We start from the raw sequence: 16,233 nt of genomic DNA on the forward strand, positions 1-16,233 counted from the left end.
TTCATGACCACACTGGAGAGTACGGTCGATCCGGCCGCGCCGGCCTTCGTGGCGAACCGGGAGGCGCTGCGGGAGCGTCTCGCCGAGTTGGACGCCGCGCTCGACCGGGCACGGGCCGGCGGTGGCGAGAAGTACGTCGCCCGGCACCACGGGCGCGGCAGGCTGCTGCCCCGGGAGCGGATCGAGCTGCTGCTGGACCGGGACAGCCCGTTCCTGGAGTTGTCGCCGGTCGCCGCGTACGGCACCGACTTCCCGGTCGGGGCGAGCGTGGTCACCGGCATCGGCGTGGTGGAGGGCGTCGAGTGCCTGGTCGTCGCCAACGATCCGACGGTACGCGGTGGCGCGGTGAATCCGTGGTCGCTGGCGAAGACCCGGCGGGCCGGCGAGATCGCCCTGGCCAACCGGCTGCCGATGGTGAACCTGGTGGAGAGCGCCGGGGCGGACCTGCCCACCCAGGCGGAGATCTTCATTCCGGGCGGCCGGGTGTTCCGTGACCTGACCCGGCTCTCCGCCGCCGGCATCCCCACGGTCAGCGTGGTCTTCGGCAACGCCACCGCCGGTGGCGCGTACGTGCCGGGGATGTCCGACCACGTCATCATGATCCGGGACCGGTCGCAGGTCTACCTGGCCGGGCCGCCGCTGGTGAGGATGGCCACCGGCGAGGTCACCGACGACGAGTCGCTCGGCGGCGCGGCGATGCACGCCGGCACGTCCGGCCTCGCCGACCAGCTCGCCGAGGACGAGCGGGACGGCATCCGGCTGGCCCGGCGGTGCGTACGCCGGTTCAACTGGCGCAAGCAGGGTCCGCCGCCACGCGATCCGGCCCCGCGCCCGCCGAGGTACGACCCGGAGGAGTTGCTCGGCATCGTCAGCGCCGACCTGAAGGTGCCGTTCGACCCGCGTGAGGTGCTGGCCCGGCTGCTCGACGGCAGCGAGTTCGACGAGTTCAAGCCGGCGTTCGGCACCGCGCTGGTCACCGGTTGGGGCGAGCTGCACGGCTACCCGGTGGGGGTGCTGGCGAACGCGCGGGGGGTGCTGTTCAGCGCGGAGGCGCAGAAGGCGGCCCAGTTCATCCAGCTCGCCAACGCCGCCGACACCCCGCTGCTCTTCCTCCAGAACACCACCGGCTACATGGTCGGCACCGAGTACGAGCAGCGCGGCATCATCAAGCACGGCGCCCTGATGATCAACGCGGTGGCGAATTCGACGGTGCCACACCTGACGGTCAACCTGGGTGCCTCGTACGGTGCCGGCAACTACGGGATGTGCGGCCGGGCGTACGAGCCGAGATTCCTGTTCACCTGGCCGAACGCGAAGTCGGCGGTGATGGGTCCGGCGCAGTTGGCCGGGGTGCTGTCGATCGTCGCCCGGCAGGCCGCCGCCGCCCGGGGCCGGGACTACGACGAGGACTCGGACGCGGCGATGCGGATGATGGTCGAGCAGCAGATCGAGTCGCAGTCGGGGGCGCTGTTCCTGTCCGGCCGACTCTACGACGACGGGGTGATCGATCCCCGGGACACCCGTACCGTCCTCGGGCTCTGCCTGTCGGCGATCCACAACGCACCGGTGAAGGGCGCCGACGGCTTCGGCGTCTTCCGGATGTAGGGCCCGTGAGCGCGAGGAACGCAGCGCAGCGGAGTCCCGCAGTCGCGAACACCAGCGAGAGGGCGTGAGCATGGTTGTGCGGAAACTGCTGGTGGCCAACCGGGGGGAGATCGCCAGGCGGGTCTTCGCCACCTGTCGGGCGCTCGGTGTGGCGACTGTCGCCGTGCACTCCGACGCCGACGCCGACGCGCCGTACGTGGCCGAGGCCGACGAGGCGGTCCGGCTGCCGGGGAACACGCCCGTCGAGACGTACCTGCGGGTCGGGTCGATCCTGGACGCGGCCCGGCGCACCGGCGCGGACGCCGTACACCCGGGTTACGGGTTCCTCGCCGAGCACGCCGGGTTCGCGGCGGCGGTGACCGACGCGGGCCTGACCTGGGTCGGTCCGCCGGCCGGGGCGATCGCGGCGATGGGCGACAAGATCGCGGCGAAGGAGCTGCTCGCCGGGGCGGGCGTGCCGATGCTGCCGACCTGGACCGACGGCGACGCGGTCACCGACTTCCCGGTGCTGGTCAAGGCGTCCGCCGGGGGCGGCGGCCGGGGGATGCGCATCGTCCGCGACCCGGCCGACCTGCCGGCGGCCGTCGACTCGGCGCGCCGCGAGGCCGCCGCCGCGTTCGGCGACGGCACGGTCTTCGTCGAGCGGTACGTCGAACGCGGCCGGCACGTCGAGGTGCAGATCTTCGGCGACACCCACGGTACGGTCGTGGCCCTCGGTGAGCGGGACTGCTCGATCCAGCGGCGGCACCAGAAGATCGTCGAGGAGGCCCCGGCGGTACTGCCCGACGGGGTCCGGGAGCGGCTGCACGCGGCGGCGGTCGCCGCCGGACGGGCGGTCGACTACGTCGGGGCGGGGACTGTGGAGTTCCTGCTCGCCCCGACCGGCGAGTTCTTCTTCCTGGAGATGAACACCCGGCTCCAGGTGGAGCACCCGGTCACCGAGGCGGTCACCGGGCTGGACCTGGTCCGGCTGCAACTGCTGGTCGCCGAGGGTGGCGCGCTGCCGGTGCCGGCGACCCCGCCGGCCGACGGCCACGCCATCGAGGTACGGCTCTGCGCGGAGGACCCGACGCGGGGGTTCCGGCCGGCCACCGGCACGCTGCACCGGTTCGCGGTGCCCGGGGTGGTCGGCGGGTTCACTCCGACCCGGGGCCTGCGGCTCGACTCGGGGGTGGACACCGGGTCGACGGTGGGCGTCCACTACGACTCGATGCTCGCCAAGCTGGTCGCCTGGGCGCCGACCCGGGCCGAGGCGGCCCGGTCGCTCGCCGGGGCGCTGGCCCGCGCCGAGTTGCACGGGGTGGCCACCAACCGGGACCTGCTGGTCCGGGTGCTGCGCAGCGCGGAGTTCGGCGCGGCGCAGGTGGACACCGGGTTCCTGGACGCGCACCCCGAGGTCTTCGCACCGCTGCTGGCGGCGGACCGGCTTCCGCTCGCCGCGCTGGCCGCCGCGCTCGCCGGGGCCGCCGCGCGTCGGGCCGCCGCCCGGGTGCTCGCCGGCCTCCCGTCGGGTTGGCGGAACGTGCCGGCCCTCCCCCAGGTCGTCAGGTACGCCACGACGACCGGGGACGAGATCGAGGTGCGCTACCGGCTGGACCGGTCCGGCGCGCTCGCCTACTGGTCCACCGATCCGGCCGTCGCCGGCCCGGAGACGGCCGACGCACCGGGCGCGCCGCCGGTCGTGGCGCTGGTGTCGGCGGCACCGGACCGGGTGCTGCTCGACGTGGCAGGGGTGCGGCGGGCGTTCCGCGTACACCGGGCGGGGTCGGCGGTCTTCGTGGACGGCCCGGACGGGGCGGCGGAGCTGACCGAGCTGCCCCGCTTCCCGCTGTCCCGCGCGGCGCCGGCGGTCGGGTCGCTGCTCGCGCCGCTGCCCGGCACGGTGACCCGGGTGCACGTCGGGGCCGGTCAGCGGGTCGCCGCCGGGGACCTGCTGCTGACCCTGGAGGCGATGAAACTGGAGCATCCCGTGCTCGCCCCGACCGACGGCGTGGTCGCCGACCTGCCGGTGCCCGCCGGCGGGCAGGTCGAGACGGGTGCGGTGCTGGCCGTGGTCGACCCCGAGGAGGCACCCCGATGAACTTCGACCTCACCCCCGAGCAGGATCAACTCCGCGACGCCGTCCGCGCGCTGGGCCGCCGGTACGGCCACCCCTACTTCGTCGAGAAGGCGAAGTCGGGTGGGCACACCACCGAGCTGTGGGACGAGGCCGGCCGGCTCGGCTACCTGGGTGTCAACGTCCCCACCGAGTACGGCGGCGGCGGTGGCGGCCTCACCGAGCTGGCCATCGTCTGCGAGGAGCTGGCCGCCGCCGGCTGCCCGTTGCTGCTGCTGGTGGTGTCGCCGGCCATCGCCGCCACGGTGATCAACAGGCACGGCACCGAGGAGCAGCGCAAGCGGTTCCTGCCCGGGTTCGCCGACGGCTCGCTGAAGGTGGTCTTCGCGATCACCGAGCCGGAGGCCGGGTCGAACTTCCACCGGCTCGGCACGGTGGCCCGCCGCGACGGCGACGACTGGCTGCTCTCCGGCCGCAAGTGCTACATCTCCGGCGTGGACGAGGCGCAGTACGTCCTGGTGGTGGCCCGCACCGAGGACGCGACGACCGGGAAGCTGAAGCCCGCGCTGTTCGTGGTGCCGACCGACGCGGCCGGGTTGACCAGGTCCACACTGGACATGGAGATCGTCTCCCCGGAGAACCAGTTCCTGCTCTACCTGGACGACGTCCGGCTGCCCGCCGACGCGCTGGTCGGCGGGTCGCTGGACGCCGGCCTGCCGGCGTTGTTCGCCGGGCTGAACCCGGAGCGGATCACGGTCGCCGCGATGGGCGTCGGCACCGGCCGGTACGCCATCGAGCGGGCCACCGACTACACCGCCACCCGCAGGGTCTGGGGTGGGCGCAGCATCGGCGCGCACCAGGGTGTGGCGCACCCGTTGGCGCACGCGGCGGTACAGGTGGAACTCGCCCGACTGATGATCCACAAGGCGGCCACCCTGTACGACGCGGGCCGCGACCTGGAGGCCGGCGTCTCCGGCAACATGGCCAAGTACGCGGCCGGGGAGGCCGCCGCGCTGGCCGTGGACACCGCCGTGCAGGCCCTCGGCGGGGCCGGCATGACCACCGAGTACGGCGTGGCCACGCTGCTCGGCGCGGTGCGGGCCGGTCGGATCGCCCCGGTAAGCCGGGAGATGATCCTCAACTTCGTCGCCCAGCACGTGCTGGGCCAGGAGAAGTCCTACTGATCCGTCGGGTCGACCGCGTCACGGCACGGCACGGCAGGCCGCGTCGGTACGGTGCACCGGGCGCACCCGCCGGCCCAGCCCCTCCAGCAGCGAGTCCTCCACGTGGTAGTCACGGATGCGCAGCCGGTGCCGGGGCAGTTCCTCCTCGCTGGGGCAGAGCACCTGGGCACGGACGTCGTCCACCGGCACGTACCGGACGCCGCCGCGTTCCTGGAGCAGCACCATGTTGACGTCGTCCACGGTGACCACGTGCCCCCGGACGTCCTCGGTGACGCCGGGGGTGGTCTCCACTGTGGTCACGGTGAGCGGCAGCACCGGTGTGGTGATCACCGGCAGCGCCGCCCAGACCAGCATGGCCAGCACCGCCGCCTCGGTGACCGAGGCGAGCGGCCGGATCACCGCCCCGGGCAGCGGGCCGGTGACCGCGAGGGCGAGCAGCGGCGGGGCGACGAGCAGCGCCAGGGCGAGCAGTTCCCGTTGCTGCCACGCGTCGACCAGGGTGGGGGCGAGCAGCCACCCGTATCCGCCGAGCAGCGCCACCACGAGCAGCGTCCGGGGCACGACGTGCTCGTGCAGGCGGGCCGGGGTGAGCTGGAAGGCGGCCACGAACGCCGGCAGCAGCAGCGGCAGGTAGAGCAGTTGCCAGGTGACCAGGGCGGTGAGGAAGCTGGCCAGCACGAACCAGGCCGGGGTGAGGTCCGCCCAGCGGACGAAGAGCGGGCGACGGACGGTGGGCGGCATCCGTTCGACGCTGACCCGGAGCACCGCGCCGAGGGCGAAGACCGCGACCATGCCGGTGGAGAGCAGCCGGGCGGCGGTGGTGAGGAAGCCGGCGAGCAGGTTCACCGGCCCGACGTTCGCCACCAGCAGCAGCGTGGTCTGGAGTTCACCGCCCGCCTCGACGCCGAGGCGCAGCACGGAGAAGACGGCGGGCACCCCCACCACGGCCGTCCAGAACGACTGGCTGGCCCGCGCCCGCCGCTCCACCGCCGGGTCCCAGCCGTCGCGCACTCCGACGGTGGTGGCGCCCGGATCCCGCGGTACGGCCGGGGCGGTCACCGGGTCGGCGCCTTGTCGTCGAAGTCGACCAGTTCCGGCACGTTCAGCGGCTGTGGTTGTGCCTTCTCGGCCTTGAGCCACGGCCCGAGGGTTCGGTTGTAGGCGGTGAGCCACGGACTGCTGATCCCGCTGCGGCCCTGAAGGTAGCTCTTCTGGAGGGCGAAGGCGACCAGGTCACGCAGGGCGGGGTCGCCGATCGGCACCCCGATGCCGAGCAGCTCGCTGGTGCCGAAGGGCATGTCGACGATCTCGAACTCGGTCGGGTAGAGGGAGAGGAACCCGGCGAGGATCGTCTCGTCGGAGCTGACCGCGTCGTAGCGGCCCTCCCGGATGCCCCGGACGCAGTCACCGACCTCCTTGACCACCAGCGCCTTGACGTCGTGCTTGGCCAGCTCGGCCTCGGTGGTGGAGCCGCCGCTGGTGCACACCTTGTACGTCGGTTCACGGAGGTCCTCGATGGTGCGGATCTTGTCCTTGAGCCGGGTCGGCACCATCACCTCCTGGGTGGTGACGAAGTACGGCCCGGCGAAGCTGACCAGCTTCTCCCGTTCCTCGGTGATGGAGAAGCTGGAGACCACCAGGTCGACCACGCCACCCTGGAGGGCGGGGATGCGGTCCTCGGTGGTCACCGACACCCACTCGATGCGCTGGTCGCCCTCGTAGCCGAGGTAGGAGGCGACGTAGCGGGCGATCTCCACGTCGAAGCCGACGTGTGCGCCGTTGCGCAGCTCGCCCATGAGCGGCTCGGTGGTGGCCACCCCGATCTTGATCTTCGACTGGCCGTCGATGTGCGACTCGCGCAGCTTGTCGCGGACCGAGGGCAGCGAGGGTTCACGCCGGTTGTCGCAGCCGGCGGCGGCGGCCAGGGTGAGGGTCAGGGCCACCGCCAGGGTGGTGGCGACCGACCGGACCCGGTGGCGGGCGTGGATGTGGTTCATCGGCGCACCTCGCTGACGGACAGCCTGGGGGACACCGAGGGTAGCGGCTCCGGTCCATCTCCGTCGCGTCGCCCGGCCGGCAGTCCCGGCGGGGACGGGAGGGCGACATCTCGACGCCCGTCACTCCAGGCAGAACGGTCGACCGCGTCGGGCCGTACGGTTTGACAGCACGCCCGAACAGGTCATGCTTGTCGGGTGAGGCGATTCCTGAGGCCTGACGCGCGGACCGTGGCGGTGGTCGCGGCGCTGGCGACCGGCGCGGTGGTGGTGGCGCTGGTCTTCCGGCATCCCGCCGGCATCATGACGGTGGGGTTGGCGCTGCTCGGTGTCCTCTTCGCGACGGTGACCGGCACCGCGCTGGCCGCCCTGCGCGAGCGCGACGACCGGGAGCCCCCGGTCGCGGCGGCCGCCCCGGGGCTGCCGGAGGCCGGCTCGTTCCTCGACGCCGACACCCTGGAAGCGTTGGACAGCGCGGCGGTGTTGAGCCGGCTGCACCGGATGCGCGAGGTCAGCGACCAGTGAGGGTGGGGGCGACCAGGGCGTTCACGCCCCGCCCCGCGAGGCAGCGGTAGGTGCGGTCGAGGTCCTTCTCGCCGGGCGGCAGCACTTCGAGCCGCCAGCCGTTGGTGTAGTCGATCCCGCTGGTCAGCCGGAACGTCCGCGCGTTGCACACCGACCGGACGGTCGGGTCGGCGCTGATCGTGGCGTGCCCGGCGGCGGCCAGCGCGGCCGGCAACTGTCCCTCCACGTACGTCTCCCAGGTGTGCCGCCCCTCGCAGGAGACCTGGGTGGCCTCGGCCCGGTCGGCGCGCAGCCGGACGGGGCCGAAGCACTCCAGCACGGGAGCGCACCGGGCACCAGGGGGCAGGACCGCGGCGGTGCCGTCGGCGGCACAGCCGGGCAGGGTGCCCCAGCGGGCGGCCGGGCTGGACGAGCCGACTGTCGACGGGGCGGCGGTCGGGCCGGCCAGCGGCGGCGTGCCACCGGCGACCCACGCTCCGGCGCTCGCCGAGGCGGCCAGGGCGAGCACCCCGGCCCCGCCGAAGAACCAGCGTCGCCGCCGACGGGTCCCGTGCGGCACGGTCGGGTGGTCGTCCTGGGCCGGGGGGCGGGGGGCGGGCTGCCCGGTGATCCGTCCGGGTTGGCTGGTGGTCCACCCAAGGGTGTACGGCCCACCGCCGCCGGTGCCACCGGACGGCCCGCCGGAGACCGGGGCGCCGCTGACCGGGGCAGGGGCCGGGTCGACGGGCAGCGCGGTGAGCAGGTCGCGCAGTTCGAGGGCGGAGGGGCGGGCGTCGGGGTCGTTGGACATCCCGGCGCGCAGCACGTCGACCAGTTCGGTGGGCACTCCCGGCAGGTCGGGGATCGGGTGGTGGAACAGTTCCAGGACGGTGACCAGGCTCGGGTTGCGCTCGGACTGCCAGCGCGGGGGGCGTCCGGTCATCACCGCGTAGAGGGTGGCGCAGAGGGCGTACACGTCGACGGCAGGTGACGGCGGGCTGTGGTTGAACATCTCCGGCGGGGCGTAGGCCGGGGTGAGCACCTCCAGGGTGACCGAGGCGTCCCGCGCCTCGGCCAGCACGGCCAGCCCGAAGTCGGCGAGCACCGCCGAGTTGAAGTGCGAGTGCAGGATGTTGGCGGGCTTGACGTCGCGGTGCAGCACCCCGGCCGCGTGCGAGTGGGCCAGCGCGTCGGCGATCTTGATGCCGAGGTCACGGGTCTCGGACGCGTCGAGCGGCGAGGTCCGCATCCGTTCGGCGTACGACCCGTCGCACAACTCCATGATCAGGTAGGGGTGCCGGTCGACGGTCACCCCGACGTCGAACAGGTCCACCACGTGCGGGTGCGAGGACATCCGCCCGGCCGCCCGCGCCTCCCGCAGGAAGCGGGCCTGGTCGCGTTCGTTGTCCAGGGTGCGGTTCTCCACCTTGACGGCGACCTCCCGACCGACGGAGATCTGGGTGGCCCGGTAGACGGTGGCGTAGCCACCCCGGGCAAAGACCTGCAAGTCGGTCAGACCGGGCACATTGGGCAGCCGGAGGGCGCCGGGCGGGGTCTCGGTCACGGCTCGAAAATACCCGTTCCGCCGGGGCGCTCAGCGGTCCGTACCGGCTGCGGCGGCCGGACCGGCAGCCGCCGACCGGCCCGTCGCATCCCCGGAGACGCCGCTGACCTGGGACGGTTTCGAGATGGGAGCGCTACCGCCCTGATCTGTGGATCGACGGGCGTCCCAGCGCAGGCCGACCGCCGTCGCCACCGCACCCGCCCCCTCCCAGAGCGCCACCCCGAGGAACCGGTCCGGCGCCACGTCGGCCAGCACGGTCAGCGTGAAGACGGTGAAGGTGACCAACCGGAAGACCACCGTGAACCGGTAGAACGCCCGCCACTCGGTCGCCACCGCCAGCAGGTAGTAGACGCCCATGTTGAACGAGGCCATCGAGGACGCGGTGAGGAACGTGCCGGTGTAGTCGCCGGGCGCCCGGGTCGTCGGCACCTCGAAGCCGAGCATCCGCAGCTGCGCCTCCGGCCACACCAGCCCGAGCGCGCCGAGCAGCACCGCCAGCCCCCCGAAGACCGCGATCGTCCAACCGGCGCCCGAACGCGGCAACCTCATCCTGCCCCCCCACCCGACGGCGCGACCGGCACCGAGGGGCGGTCGCGTGAAGTGACACGCTAACCGCCCCGGCCGACGGGCGCACATCCCCGGAACCGACAGACCTACCGTCCGCCGGCGATCGGGGCCGTGGGACCACCGCCGGCACCCGCCGACCGCCCCGGTCAGACCCCGTCGGCCAGCCGGGCCGCCAGGGCGTCGGCGCTGGCCCGTTCGCTGCGCTGCTCGGTGGCGTAGGCCAGCCGCACCGCCTCCTGCGCGCTGGCCAGCGCCTCGGCCGGCAGGCCACACGCCGCCAACGCCTCGGCCAGCACCCCGGCACCGATCACCTGGCTGCGGACGTCCTCCGCCGGGGCGGCGACCGCCCGTCGGGCCCAGTCCAACGCCTGCTCCGTCTGGCCGTGGGCGAGCAGCGCGGAAGCGTACCGGGCGAGGGTCTGCCGGCGGGAGAACAGCAGGGTCGGCGTCTTCGCGGCGGTCGTCGCCACCGGGGCGAGCAGCCCGACCGCGGTGGCCGGGTCACCGGCGGCGAGCCGGGCGGTGGCGAGCAGCACCCGGGGGGCGGCCTGCGCCGGGGCCTGCGGGTTGTGCGGTTCCACGGCGGTCAGCACCGCACGGGCGTCCCGCTCGGCGGTCTCGCAGTCGCCCATGTCCAGCGCCACGAAGCCGCGCAGCGTGCCGGCCATCCCGGTCAGCAGCGGGTGCGAGGTCCGCCCGGCGTACGCGAGGGCGTCGGTGAACAGGTCGGCGGCGTGCTCCGGCTCGCCCAGCCCCCGCGCCACCACCCCCCGGACGACCAGGGCGAACCCGCGCCCCCAGTCGTCGGAGACGGCGGCGAAGTCCCGGTACGCCCGGCGGGCCGCCCGGTCCGCCTCGGCCACCTCGCCCAGCTCCGCCCCGGCGAACGCCTCCACCGCGCGCAGCGTGCCCACCGCCCACGCCTCGCCGACGCGTTCCCCGAACGGCAGGAAGATCCCGGCCAGCCGGCAGGCCTCCCCCAGCCGGCCGGCCAGCAGCCGGGCGAAGGCGGTGGTGCCGCGCAGCCAGGCCCGCCCGTACGGGTCTTTCAGCTCGGCGAAGAGCCGGGCGGCCCGGCCGAGCACCGCGTCGGTGCCGGCGAAGTCCCCCCGGGTGGTGGTGACCCAGGCGAGGTTCTGCAACGCCCACGCCTGCCCGCGCGGGTCCTTCGCGGCGAGGCTGATCTGGTAGGAGGCGGCGAGCCGGCTGCTCGCCTGCCCGAGCCGACCGGCGACGAAGTCGGCCATTCCGAGCCGGCGCATCGCCGACGCCCGCAGGTTGGTGACCTCCCCGGCGGTGGCCACCTGCAACGCCTCCTGCCAGCAGGCCACCGCGCGGGCCTGGTCGCCCTGCGTCTGGTGGGCCTGGCCGGCGAGCAGCAGGGCGCTGGCCCGGGTGCCGGCGTCGTCACCGGCGTTGGCGGCGATCTTCTCGGCGAAGGAGAGCGCGTCACCGACCCGGCCGACCTGGAGCAACGCCCGCGCGTGCACCACCCGGTCGGCCGGGGGCAGCCCGTCGCGGGCCAGGTCGGCGGCGCGTTCGGCGTACTCGACGGCAAGCGCCGGCTCACCGGCCTGCAACGCCCGGCGGGCGGCCCGGCCCAGCGCGGCCACCCCGAGCCCGGCGACCGTCCGGGCCGGCGAGTCCGGGCGGAGCTTCACCGCGTCGGCGAGGACGGCGGCCCGCTCGACCTGCTCGGCCACGAAGTCGTCCCGGGCCGCGTCGGTGAACCCGCCAGGCGGGGCGACCGACGCGCCGGGGACGCCTGTCGCCCAGCGGGCCAGCGCGGCGTGCCGTTCGGCGAGTTCGGCCTTGCTCACCCCGGCGTAGGCGGCCTCCCGCATCAGCGGGGTGGCGAACGCGAAACCGCTGCGGGTGCGGTGCAGCATCCGGCGTTGCAGCAGCTCCTCCACGGCCCGTTCCAGCTCGACGGCGGCCACCGCACCGGGCCGGCCGGCCGGCCCGGACCGCTGCTCGCGCAGCGCCTCCAACGCTCCGGTGGGCACCACGTCGCCGACCACGGCGGCGTCGCGCAGCACCGACCGGGCCTCCGGCGGGAGCGCGTCGATGCGGGCGGCGAGCACGGCGGCGAGGTCCCGGGAGAGCAGCCGGCTGCCCAGCGATCCGGGCACCAGCCGCCAGCCGCCGTCGGGGCCGGCGGTCAACGCCCCCCGTTCCCGCAGCAGGGTGACCAGTTCGGCCAGGTAGAAGGCGTTGCCCTGGGCCGTGGCGAGCAGCCGGTCGGCGTCGGCCTGGGGCAGCCTGCCGCCGTTGAGATAGCTGGTGAGCAGGCGGGAGGCGTCCGCACCACGCAGCGGCGGCAGCGGTTGCACCTCGGCGTCGGCGATCCAGGTCAACGCCCCGGCGGTCCGGACCAGCTCCGGGCGGCCCAGCAGCATCACCAGGACCGGGCCGGTGAGCCGGGACAGCGTCGCGCCGAGGGCGGCGATCGTCTCGCCGGTGGCGTCGTGCAGGTCGTCGACCACGATCACCAGCGGCGCCTCGGCGGCCAGGGCGCTGAGCAGCCCGGCCACCGCGACCGGCACCGCCTCGGCGTCGGCGGTCGGCGGGGTGGCCCCCCAGCCGCCCTGGTCACCGGGGCTGCCGGCGGGCAGTTCGGCGTACCCGAGCAGGGCCAGGAGCTGGTCACCGGCGAGCGGTGGCGCGTCGGCGCGCAGCCGGCCGAGCCGCTGGGCGAGCCGGCGCAGCCGTTCCTCCACGGCCGGCCGGGTGAGCGCGGTGGAGGTGTCGCTGGGCAGGCCGACGGCGGCCCGGACCAGGTCGGCCAGCGGGGCCAGCCGGCGTCGCTCGCCGAAGGCGGCGCAGCGTACCGAGAGCACCCGGGCCCCGCTGTGGGCGGCGTACCGGCCCGCGCCGACGTCGTAGCCGGCGGCGAGGCGTTCCACCTCGGCGGCGAACCGGGACTTGCCGATCCCCGCCTCGGCGGTCATCAGCAGCACCCGGGGCTCGCCCCGGTCGATCACCTCGGCGAGCCGGCCGGCGACCCGGCCGATCTCGGTCTCCCGTCCCACGAAGGGCGCCTCGTCGCCGAGCCCCGACCGGGTGCCCGGGGCGTCGAGCAGGCCCAGCAGCTCGTACGCCTCGACCGGCTCGCGTTTGCCCTTGAGCCGCAGCGGGCGCAGCACCCGCCAGGAGGCGACGTGCCGGGTGGCCGACGCGGTACGGGCACCGGCGTAGATCGCGCCGACGGCGGCGGCGTCGGCCAGCCGGGCGGCGGTGTTCACCGTGTCCCCGATGACCGTGTACTCGATGGCGGCCTGGATGCCGGCGATCACGTCCCCGGTGTTCAGCCCGACCCGCAGGCCGAGCGGTGCGCCGCCGCCGCGTTCGTCGTCGAGCACCCGGCGCACGGCCCGCTGCATCGACAGGGCGGCCCGGACGGCCCGTTCGGCGTCGTCCTCGTGGGCCACGGGCGCGCCGAAGACCGCCATGATGCCGTCTCCGGTGAGCTTGTCGACGTGCCCGCCGAACGTCTTCACCGCGCCGGCGAGCGCGGCGAGCACCCGGTCGGTGACCGCGCCGACCCGTTCCGGGTCGAGATCCTCCGACCACGAGGTGAACTCGGACAGGTCGCCGAAGAGCACGGTGACGACCCGGCGTTCGGCGGTGGGCAGGCCGGCGGCGGCCGGCAGCGCCGCCCCGCAGTTGTGGCAGAACCGCGCGCCCGGGACGGCGAGCGTGCCGCACACCGGGCAGGTCACGGCTGCTCCACTCCCAGGTACTCCAGCTGGGCGCGGACGGACCACTCGGCGGCCCACCACAGCGACCGGTCCACGTCGGCGTAGACGGTCGCCACCACCTCGGGCGCGGTGCGCGCGCCCGCGTCGACGGCAGCCCGGACCTGGTCGAGCCGGGCCCGGCGGTGGGCGAGGTAGAAGTCGGCCGCCGCGCCGCAGTCGGCGAGCGCCGGGCCGTGGCCGGGCAGCGCCGGGATGCCCTGGTACGCCGACAGCCGCTCCAGGCTGGCCAGGTAGTCGCCGAGGTGGCCGTCGGGGTGGGCGACGACGGTGGTGCCCCGGCCGAGGATGGTGTCCCCGGTCAGCACCACCCGCTCGGTGCCGTACGACACCAGTAGGCAGACCGAGTCGGCGGTGTGCCCGGGGGTGGCGATCAGGTCGACGCCCAGCCCGTACCCGTCGAGCTGCCCGGCCGCCCCGGTCAGCGGGTCCCCGCCGACGGTGTGTGCCGGGTCGACGGCGAGCACGGGGACCCCGCCGAGCAGGTCGCTCAGCCGGGGCGCGCCCTCGGTGTGGTCGGGGTGCCCGTGGGTGATCAGCACGAGCCCGACCGGCCCGGACGCGGCCACGGCGGCGAGGTGCCCCTCGTCGGCCGGGCCGGGGTCGACGACGATCGCCCGTGCCGCGTCGGGGGCACGCAGCAGCCAGGTGTTGGTGCCCTCCAGGGTCATCGGCCCCGGGTTGGGGGCACGCAGCAACGTCACCCACTGCGGCAGCCGGTCGGCCAGCGCGGCCGGCGGTGCCGTCACATGCCCGGTCATGGCTGCGATCGTACGACCCTGTGCGCCACTCCCCGCGATCTTGCCGAACCGGCCCACTGGTTTGTGGTCCTTCACGGCTTTCGACCGACCGGCCGGGTCACCTCGCGGGGAGTGGCGGTGGGGTCAGGCCACCTCGACGATCAGTTCGATCTCGACCGGGGCGTCCAGCGGCAGCTCGGCCACCCCGACGGCCGAGCGGGCGTGGCGGCCGGCCTCCCCGAAGATCGCGCCGAGCAGGTCGGAGGCCCCGTTGATCACGGCCGGCTGGCCGTGGAAGCCCGGTGCGGAGGCCACGAAGCCGGTCAGCTTCACGATCTTGACGATGTTCTCCAGGCCGACCAGCGAGTCGACGGCGGCGAGGGCGTTCAACGCGCACCGCTCGGCGAGGTCCTTGGCCTGCTCGGGCGAGACACCCGCGCCGACCTGGCCGGTGGCGAGCAGCTTCCCCTCGGCCACCGGCAGTTGACCGGAGACGTAGACGTGCTGACCGGACTGCACGGCCGGCACGTAGCTGGCCACCGGCGGCACCACGTCGGGCAGGGCCAGGCCGAGTTCGGCCAGCTTCGCGTGGGGTCCGTTGCTCATCGTCGGACCCCTTCAGCCCTTGGGACGCTTGAGGTACGCGACCAACTGGTCCGGGTTCGGGCCGGGGATCACGGCGACGAGTTCCCAACCGTCCTCGCCCCAGTTGTCGAGGATCTGCTTGGTCGCGTGGACCAGCAGCGGGACCGTGGCGTATTCCCACTTCTGCATCGGTGGAAGGCTCCCTTGCCTGGCGTGGACTGTGTCGCCGACAGCCTACGGTCCGGGTGACGGCCGGGGCGCGGGGCGCTGCTCGGGGGCGGTGGGCAGTTCGCCGCACTGCCCGGTGTGGTCGTACGGCTGGGGGCAGCGGGACCGGTCGGGCAGCAGCAGGTCGCAGAAGACCCGGTGCCTGTTGTTCTGGTCGTCGGCGGTGGAGACGGTGGTCTCGCCGGCGTCGAGTTCGACGAGGAAGCCCAGCGAGGTGGCGACGGTGCCGGCCAGCGCGGTCGCCGCCGCCAGGTCGGCCACCCGGATCGGCAGGTGGATGACGTAGCCGGGCTCCTCGTCGTCCCGGGTGCGGTCACCGGGGCGGCCGAGCATCCGCAGCGCCTCGGTCGGCTCGGCGCAGCGGCGGTAGGACCGCTCGTTCATCGGCAGCCCCATGCCCGGGGCGTCCGCCTCGCCGGCCGAACCTCCCCGCCTCCCCCGGTCTCCTGGTGATGAGAAGTGGGCCCGGGCGATGTTCTCCGCGTCGCGCATGTACCTTCCTCCGGCCTCGTACCATGAATGACCGCCGTCCGGACCGGGCGCCGACCCGGTCCGCTCCCCCCGCATCCGGACGAACGTAGGACCCCGCCCGGGGCAGGGACAACGGGACGCGCACGGTTGATCACATCAAGTCACATATGTGACACTCGCGTGGTCTGCAAAGTGATCGCGACCCACCGCAGCTAGTGAGCGGTCCGCCACGCGCCGCCCATCGACCGTTACCCTTGCGCCTCGGACGGGCGATCAGGGGTCGCCCGCCGCGCCCGTACCCGCGTCGTCGCCAGGGGCGGCGACGGCGCCCCATCCCCCGGGGGACCACATGACCCATCCACCGTTCGGTGGTGCGAGCGGATCGCCAGGCGGGCCACCGCCACGGCAGGACCCACCAGAGCCGGGCGGTACGACCGCCTCCGGCGTCTCCCCGTCCGGTGTCGGCGCGCCGCCGTCGACGGGTCACCCCGGGTACCGGGCGGCGGCCCCGACGCGGCGGCGCGGCGCGTTGGTCGCCTGGCTCGCGCTGGCGGCGGCCGTCGTGCTCTGCGGCGGCGGTGGGACGCTCGCCTTCCTGACCCTACGCGACACCGAGGGCGGCGACGGGGCGAAGGAGCCGACGGTGGCGGTGGACGGCTTCCTCACCGCCGTCTACCAGGACCGCGACGCCGGCAGGGCGGCCGCCTTCGTCTGCGCGGAATCGCGCGACCCGCAGAAGATCAACGCCAAGGTGGCCGAGGTGCAGCGGTACGCCACCACCTACATCAACCCGCGGTTCCGCTGGTCCAGCCCGACCGTCGACAGCCAGAACGGTGACCGGGCCACCGTCTCCACCACCCTCACCATGACCACCGCCGACGAGAAGATCGCCGAGCAGCCGTTGCGGTTCACCGTCGTACGGAAGACGGGTTGGTGGGTCTGCGAGGTCGGCTGACCGCGCGGGGTGGATAGGCTCG

At 74.5% G+C, this 16,233-nt stretch carries 14 protein-coding genes; 5 read left to right on the forward strand and 9 right to left on the reverse strand.

Translation table 11 applies throughout. The annotated features are described in order from the left end of the window. Positions 1 to 3: 3 nt before the first annotated feature. The 3 genes from Q2K16_RS18095 to Q2K16_RS18105 all read left to right on the forward strand — a co-directional run bounded on the left by Q2K16_RS18095 (position 4) and on the right by Q2K16_RS18105 (position 4,845). A complete protein-coding gene (locus tag Q2K16_RS18095) occupies positions 4 to 1,605 on the forward strand; it encodes an acyl-CoA carboxylase subunit beta (protein ID WP_302738758.1) in 1,602 nt (533 codons plus the stop codon). Positions 1,606 to 1,675: 70 nt separating this feature from the next. Beyond that, positions 1,676 to 3,685, forward strand: coding sequence for an ATP-binding protein (locus Q2K16_RS18100; RefSeq protein WP_302746527.1), 2,010 nt, complete (start codon positions 1,676 to 1,678; stop codon positions 3,683 to 3,685). Further along, complete coding sequence (locus Q2K16_RS18105) at positions 3,682 to 4,845, forward strand: acyl-CoA dehydrogenase family protein (RefSeq protein WP_302738759.1); 1,164 nt, start codon at positions 3,682 to 3,684, stop codon at positions 4,843 to 4,845. Before Q2K16_RS18100 ends, Q2K16_RS18105 begins: the two co-directional genes overlap by 4 nt. Before the next feature lie 18 nt (positions 4,846 to 4,863). On the opposite strand, the gene Q2K16_RS18110 is transcribed toward Q2K16_RS18105, so the two are convergent. Next, positions 4,864 to 5,904, reverse strand: coding sequence for a hypothetical protein (locus Q2K16_RS18110; protein WP_302738760.1), 1,041 nt, complete (start codon positions 5,902 to 5,904; stop codon positions 4,864 to 4,866). Then, positions 5,901 to 6,842 (reverse strand): transporter substrate-binding domain-containing protein, encoded by a 942-nt coding sequence (locus Q2K16_RS18115; RefSeq protein WP_302738761.1) that lies wholly within the window; start codon positions 6,840 to 6,842, stop codon positions 5,901 to 5,903. Before Q2K16_RS18115 ends, Q2K16_RS18110 begins: the two co-directional genes overlap by 4 nt. A gap of 195 nt (positions 6,843 to 7,037) precedes the next feature. On the opposite strand from Q2K16_RS18115, the gene Q2K16_RS18120 reads away from it, so the two are divergent. After that, positions 7,038 to 7,364 (forward strand): hypothetical protein, encoded by a 327-nt coding sequence (locus Q2K16_RS18120; protein WP_302738762.1) that lies wholly within the window; start codon positions 7,038 to 7,040, stop codon positions 7,362 to 7,364. Here Q2K16_RS18120 and Q2K16_RS18125 read toward each other — a convergent pair. The 7 genes from Q2K16_RS18125 to Q2K16_RS18155 form a co-directional block, all read right to left on the reverse strand. Beyond that, entirely contained in the window at positions 7,351 to 8,907 is a 1,557-nt protein-coding gene (locus tag Q2K16_RS18125; protein WP_302738763.1) for a serine/threonine-protein kinase, read from the reverse strand. The two genes, Q2K16_RS18120 and Q2K16_RS18125, sit on opposite strands and share 14 nt — an antisense overlap. 30 nt (positions 8,908 to 8,937) lie before the next feature. Continuing rightward, the gene (locus Q2K16_RS18130) at positions 8,938 to 9,456 is read right to left on the reverse strand and encodes a hypothetical protein (protein ID WP_302738764.1); all 519 of its coding nucleotides are present in this window, start codon (positions 9,454 to 9,456) and stop codon (positions 8,938 to 8,940) included. A 164-nt stretch (positions 9,457 to 9,620) separates the two neighbouring features. Next, positions 9,621 to 13,196, reverse strand: a complete 3,576-nt coding sequence (locus tag Q2K16_RS18135; RefSeq protein WP_302738765.1) for an adenylate/guanylate cyclase domain-containing protein — start codon at positions 13,194 to 13,196, stop codon at positions 9,621 to 9,623. After that, a complete protein-coding gene (locus tag Q2K16_RS18140) occupies positions 13,193 to 13,993 on the reverse strand; it encodes an MBL fold metallo-hydrolase (protein WP_302738766.1) in 801 nt (266 codons plus the stop codon). Before Q2K16_RS18140 ends, Q2K16_RS18135 begins: the two co-directional genes overlap by 4 nt. Positions 13,994 to 14,116: 123 nt before the next feature. Then, positions 14,117 to 14,578: a RidA family protein gene (locus Q2K16_RS18145; protein ID WP_302738767.1), complete on the reverse strand. Its 462-nt coding sequence runs from the start codon at positions 14,576 to 14,578 to the stop codon at positions 14,117 to 14,119. 12 nt (positions 14,579 to 14,590) lie between these two features. After that, a complete protein-coding gene (gene sp36 / locus Q2K16_RS18150) occupies positions 14,591 to 14,746 on the reverse strand; it encodes a Sp36 family protein (protein ID WP_088643831.1) in 156 nt (51 codons plus the stop codon). Positions 14,747 to 14,791: 45 nt separating this feature from the next. Continuing rightward, positions 14,792 to 15,277, reverse strand: a complete 486-nt coding sequence (locus Q2K16_RS18155; RefSeq protein ID WP_302738768.1) for a hypothetical protein — start codon at positions 15,275 to 15,277, stop codon at positions 14,792 to 14,794. A 328-nt stretch (positions 15,278 to 15,605) separates the two neighbouring features. Here Q2K16_RS18155 and Q2K16_RS18160 point away from each other — a divergent pair, with 328 nt between their 5' ends. Continuing rightward, positions 15,606 to 16,211: an Rv0361 family membrane protein gene (locus tag Q2K16_RS18160; protein WP_302738769.1), complete on the forward strand. Its 606-nt coding sequence runs from the start codon at positions 15,606 to 15,608 to the stop codon at positions 16,209 to 16,211. Positions 16,212 to 16,233 lie beyond the last annotated feature (22 nt).

It is taken from the genome of Micromonospora cynarisoli, assembly GCF_030518815.1.
GTDB lineage: Bacteria > Actinomycetota > Actinomycetes > Mycobacteriales > Micromonosporaceae > Micromonospora > Micromonospora wenchangensis.

Coding starts and splice junctions, on each gene's coding strand:
- Q2K16_RS18100 (WP_302746527.1), top strand. CDS start 1,676: ATGGTTGTGCGGAAACTGCTGGTGGCCAACCGGGGGGAGATCGCCAGG.
- sp36 (WP_088643831.1), bottom strand. CDS start 14,746: ATGCAGAAGTGGGAATACGCCACGGTCCCGCTGCTGGTCCACGCGACC.
- Q2K16_RS18105 (WP_302738759.1), top strand. CDS start 3,682: ATGAACTTCGACCTCACCCCCGAGCAGGATCAACTCCGCGACGCCGTC.
- Q2K16_RS18155 (WP_302738768.1), bottom strand. CDS start 15,277: ATGCGCGACGCGGAGAACATCGCCCGGGCCCACTTCTCATCACCAGGA.
- Q2K16_RS18130 (WP_302738764.1), bottom strand. CDS start 9,456: ATGAGGTTGCCGCGTTCGGGCGCCGGTTGGACGATCGCGGTCTTCGGG.
- Q2K16_RS18145 (WP_302738767.1), bottom strand. CDS start 14,578: ATGAGCAACGGACCCCACGCGAAGCTGGCCGAACTCGGCCTGGCCCTG.
- Q2K16_RS18160 (WP_302738769.1), top strand. CDS start 15,606: ATGACCCATCCACCGTTCGGTGGTGCGAGCGGATCGCCAGGCGGGCCA.
- Q2K16_RS18115 (WP_302738761.1), bottom strand. CDS start 6,842: ATGAACCACATCCACGCCCGCCACCGGGTCCGGTCGGTCGCCACCACC.
- Q2K16_RS18095 (WP_302738758.1), top strand. CDS start 4: ATGACCACACTGGAGAGTACGGTCGATCCGGCCGCGCCGGCCTTCGTG.
- Q2K16_RS18140 (WP_302738766.1), bottom strand. CDS start 13,993: ATGACCGGGCATGTGACGGCACCGCCGGCCGCGCTGGCCGACCGGCTG.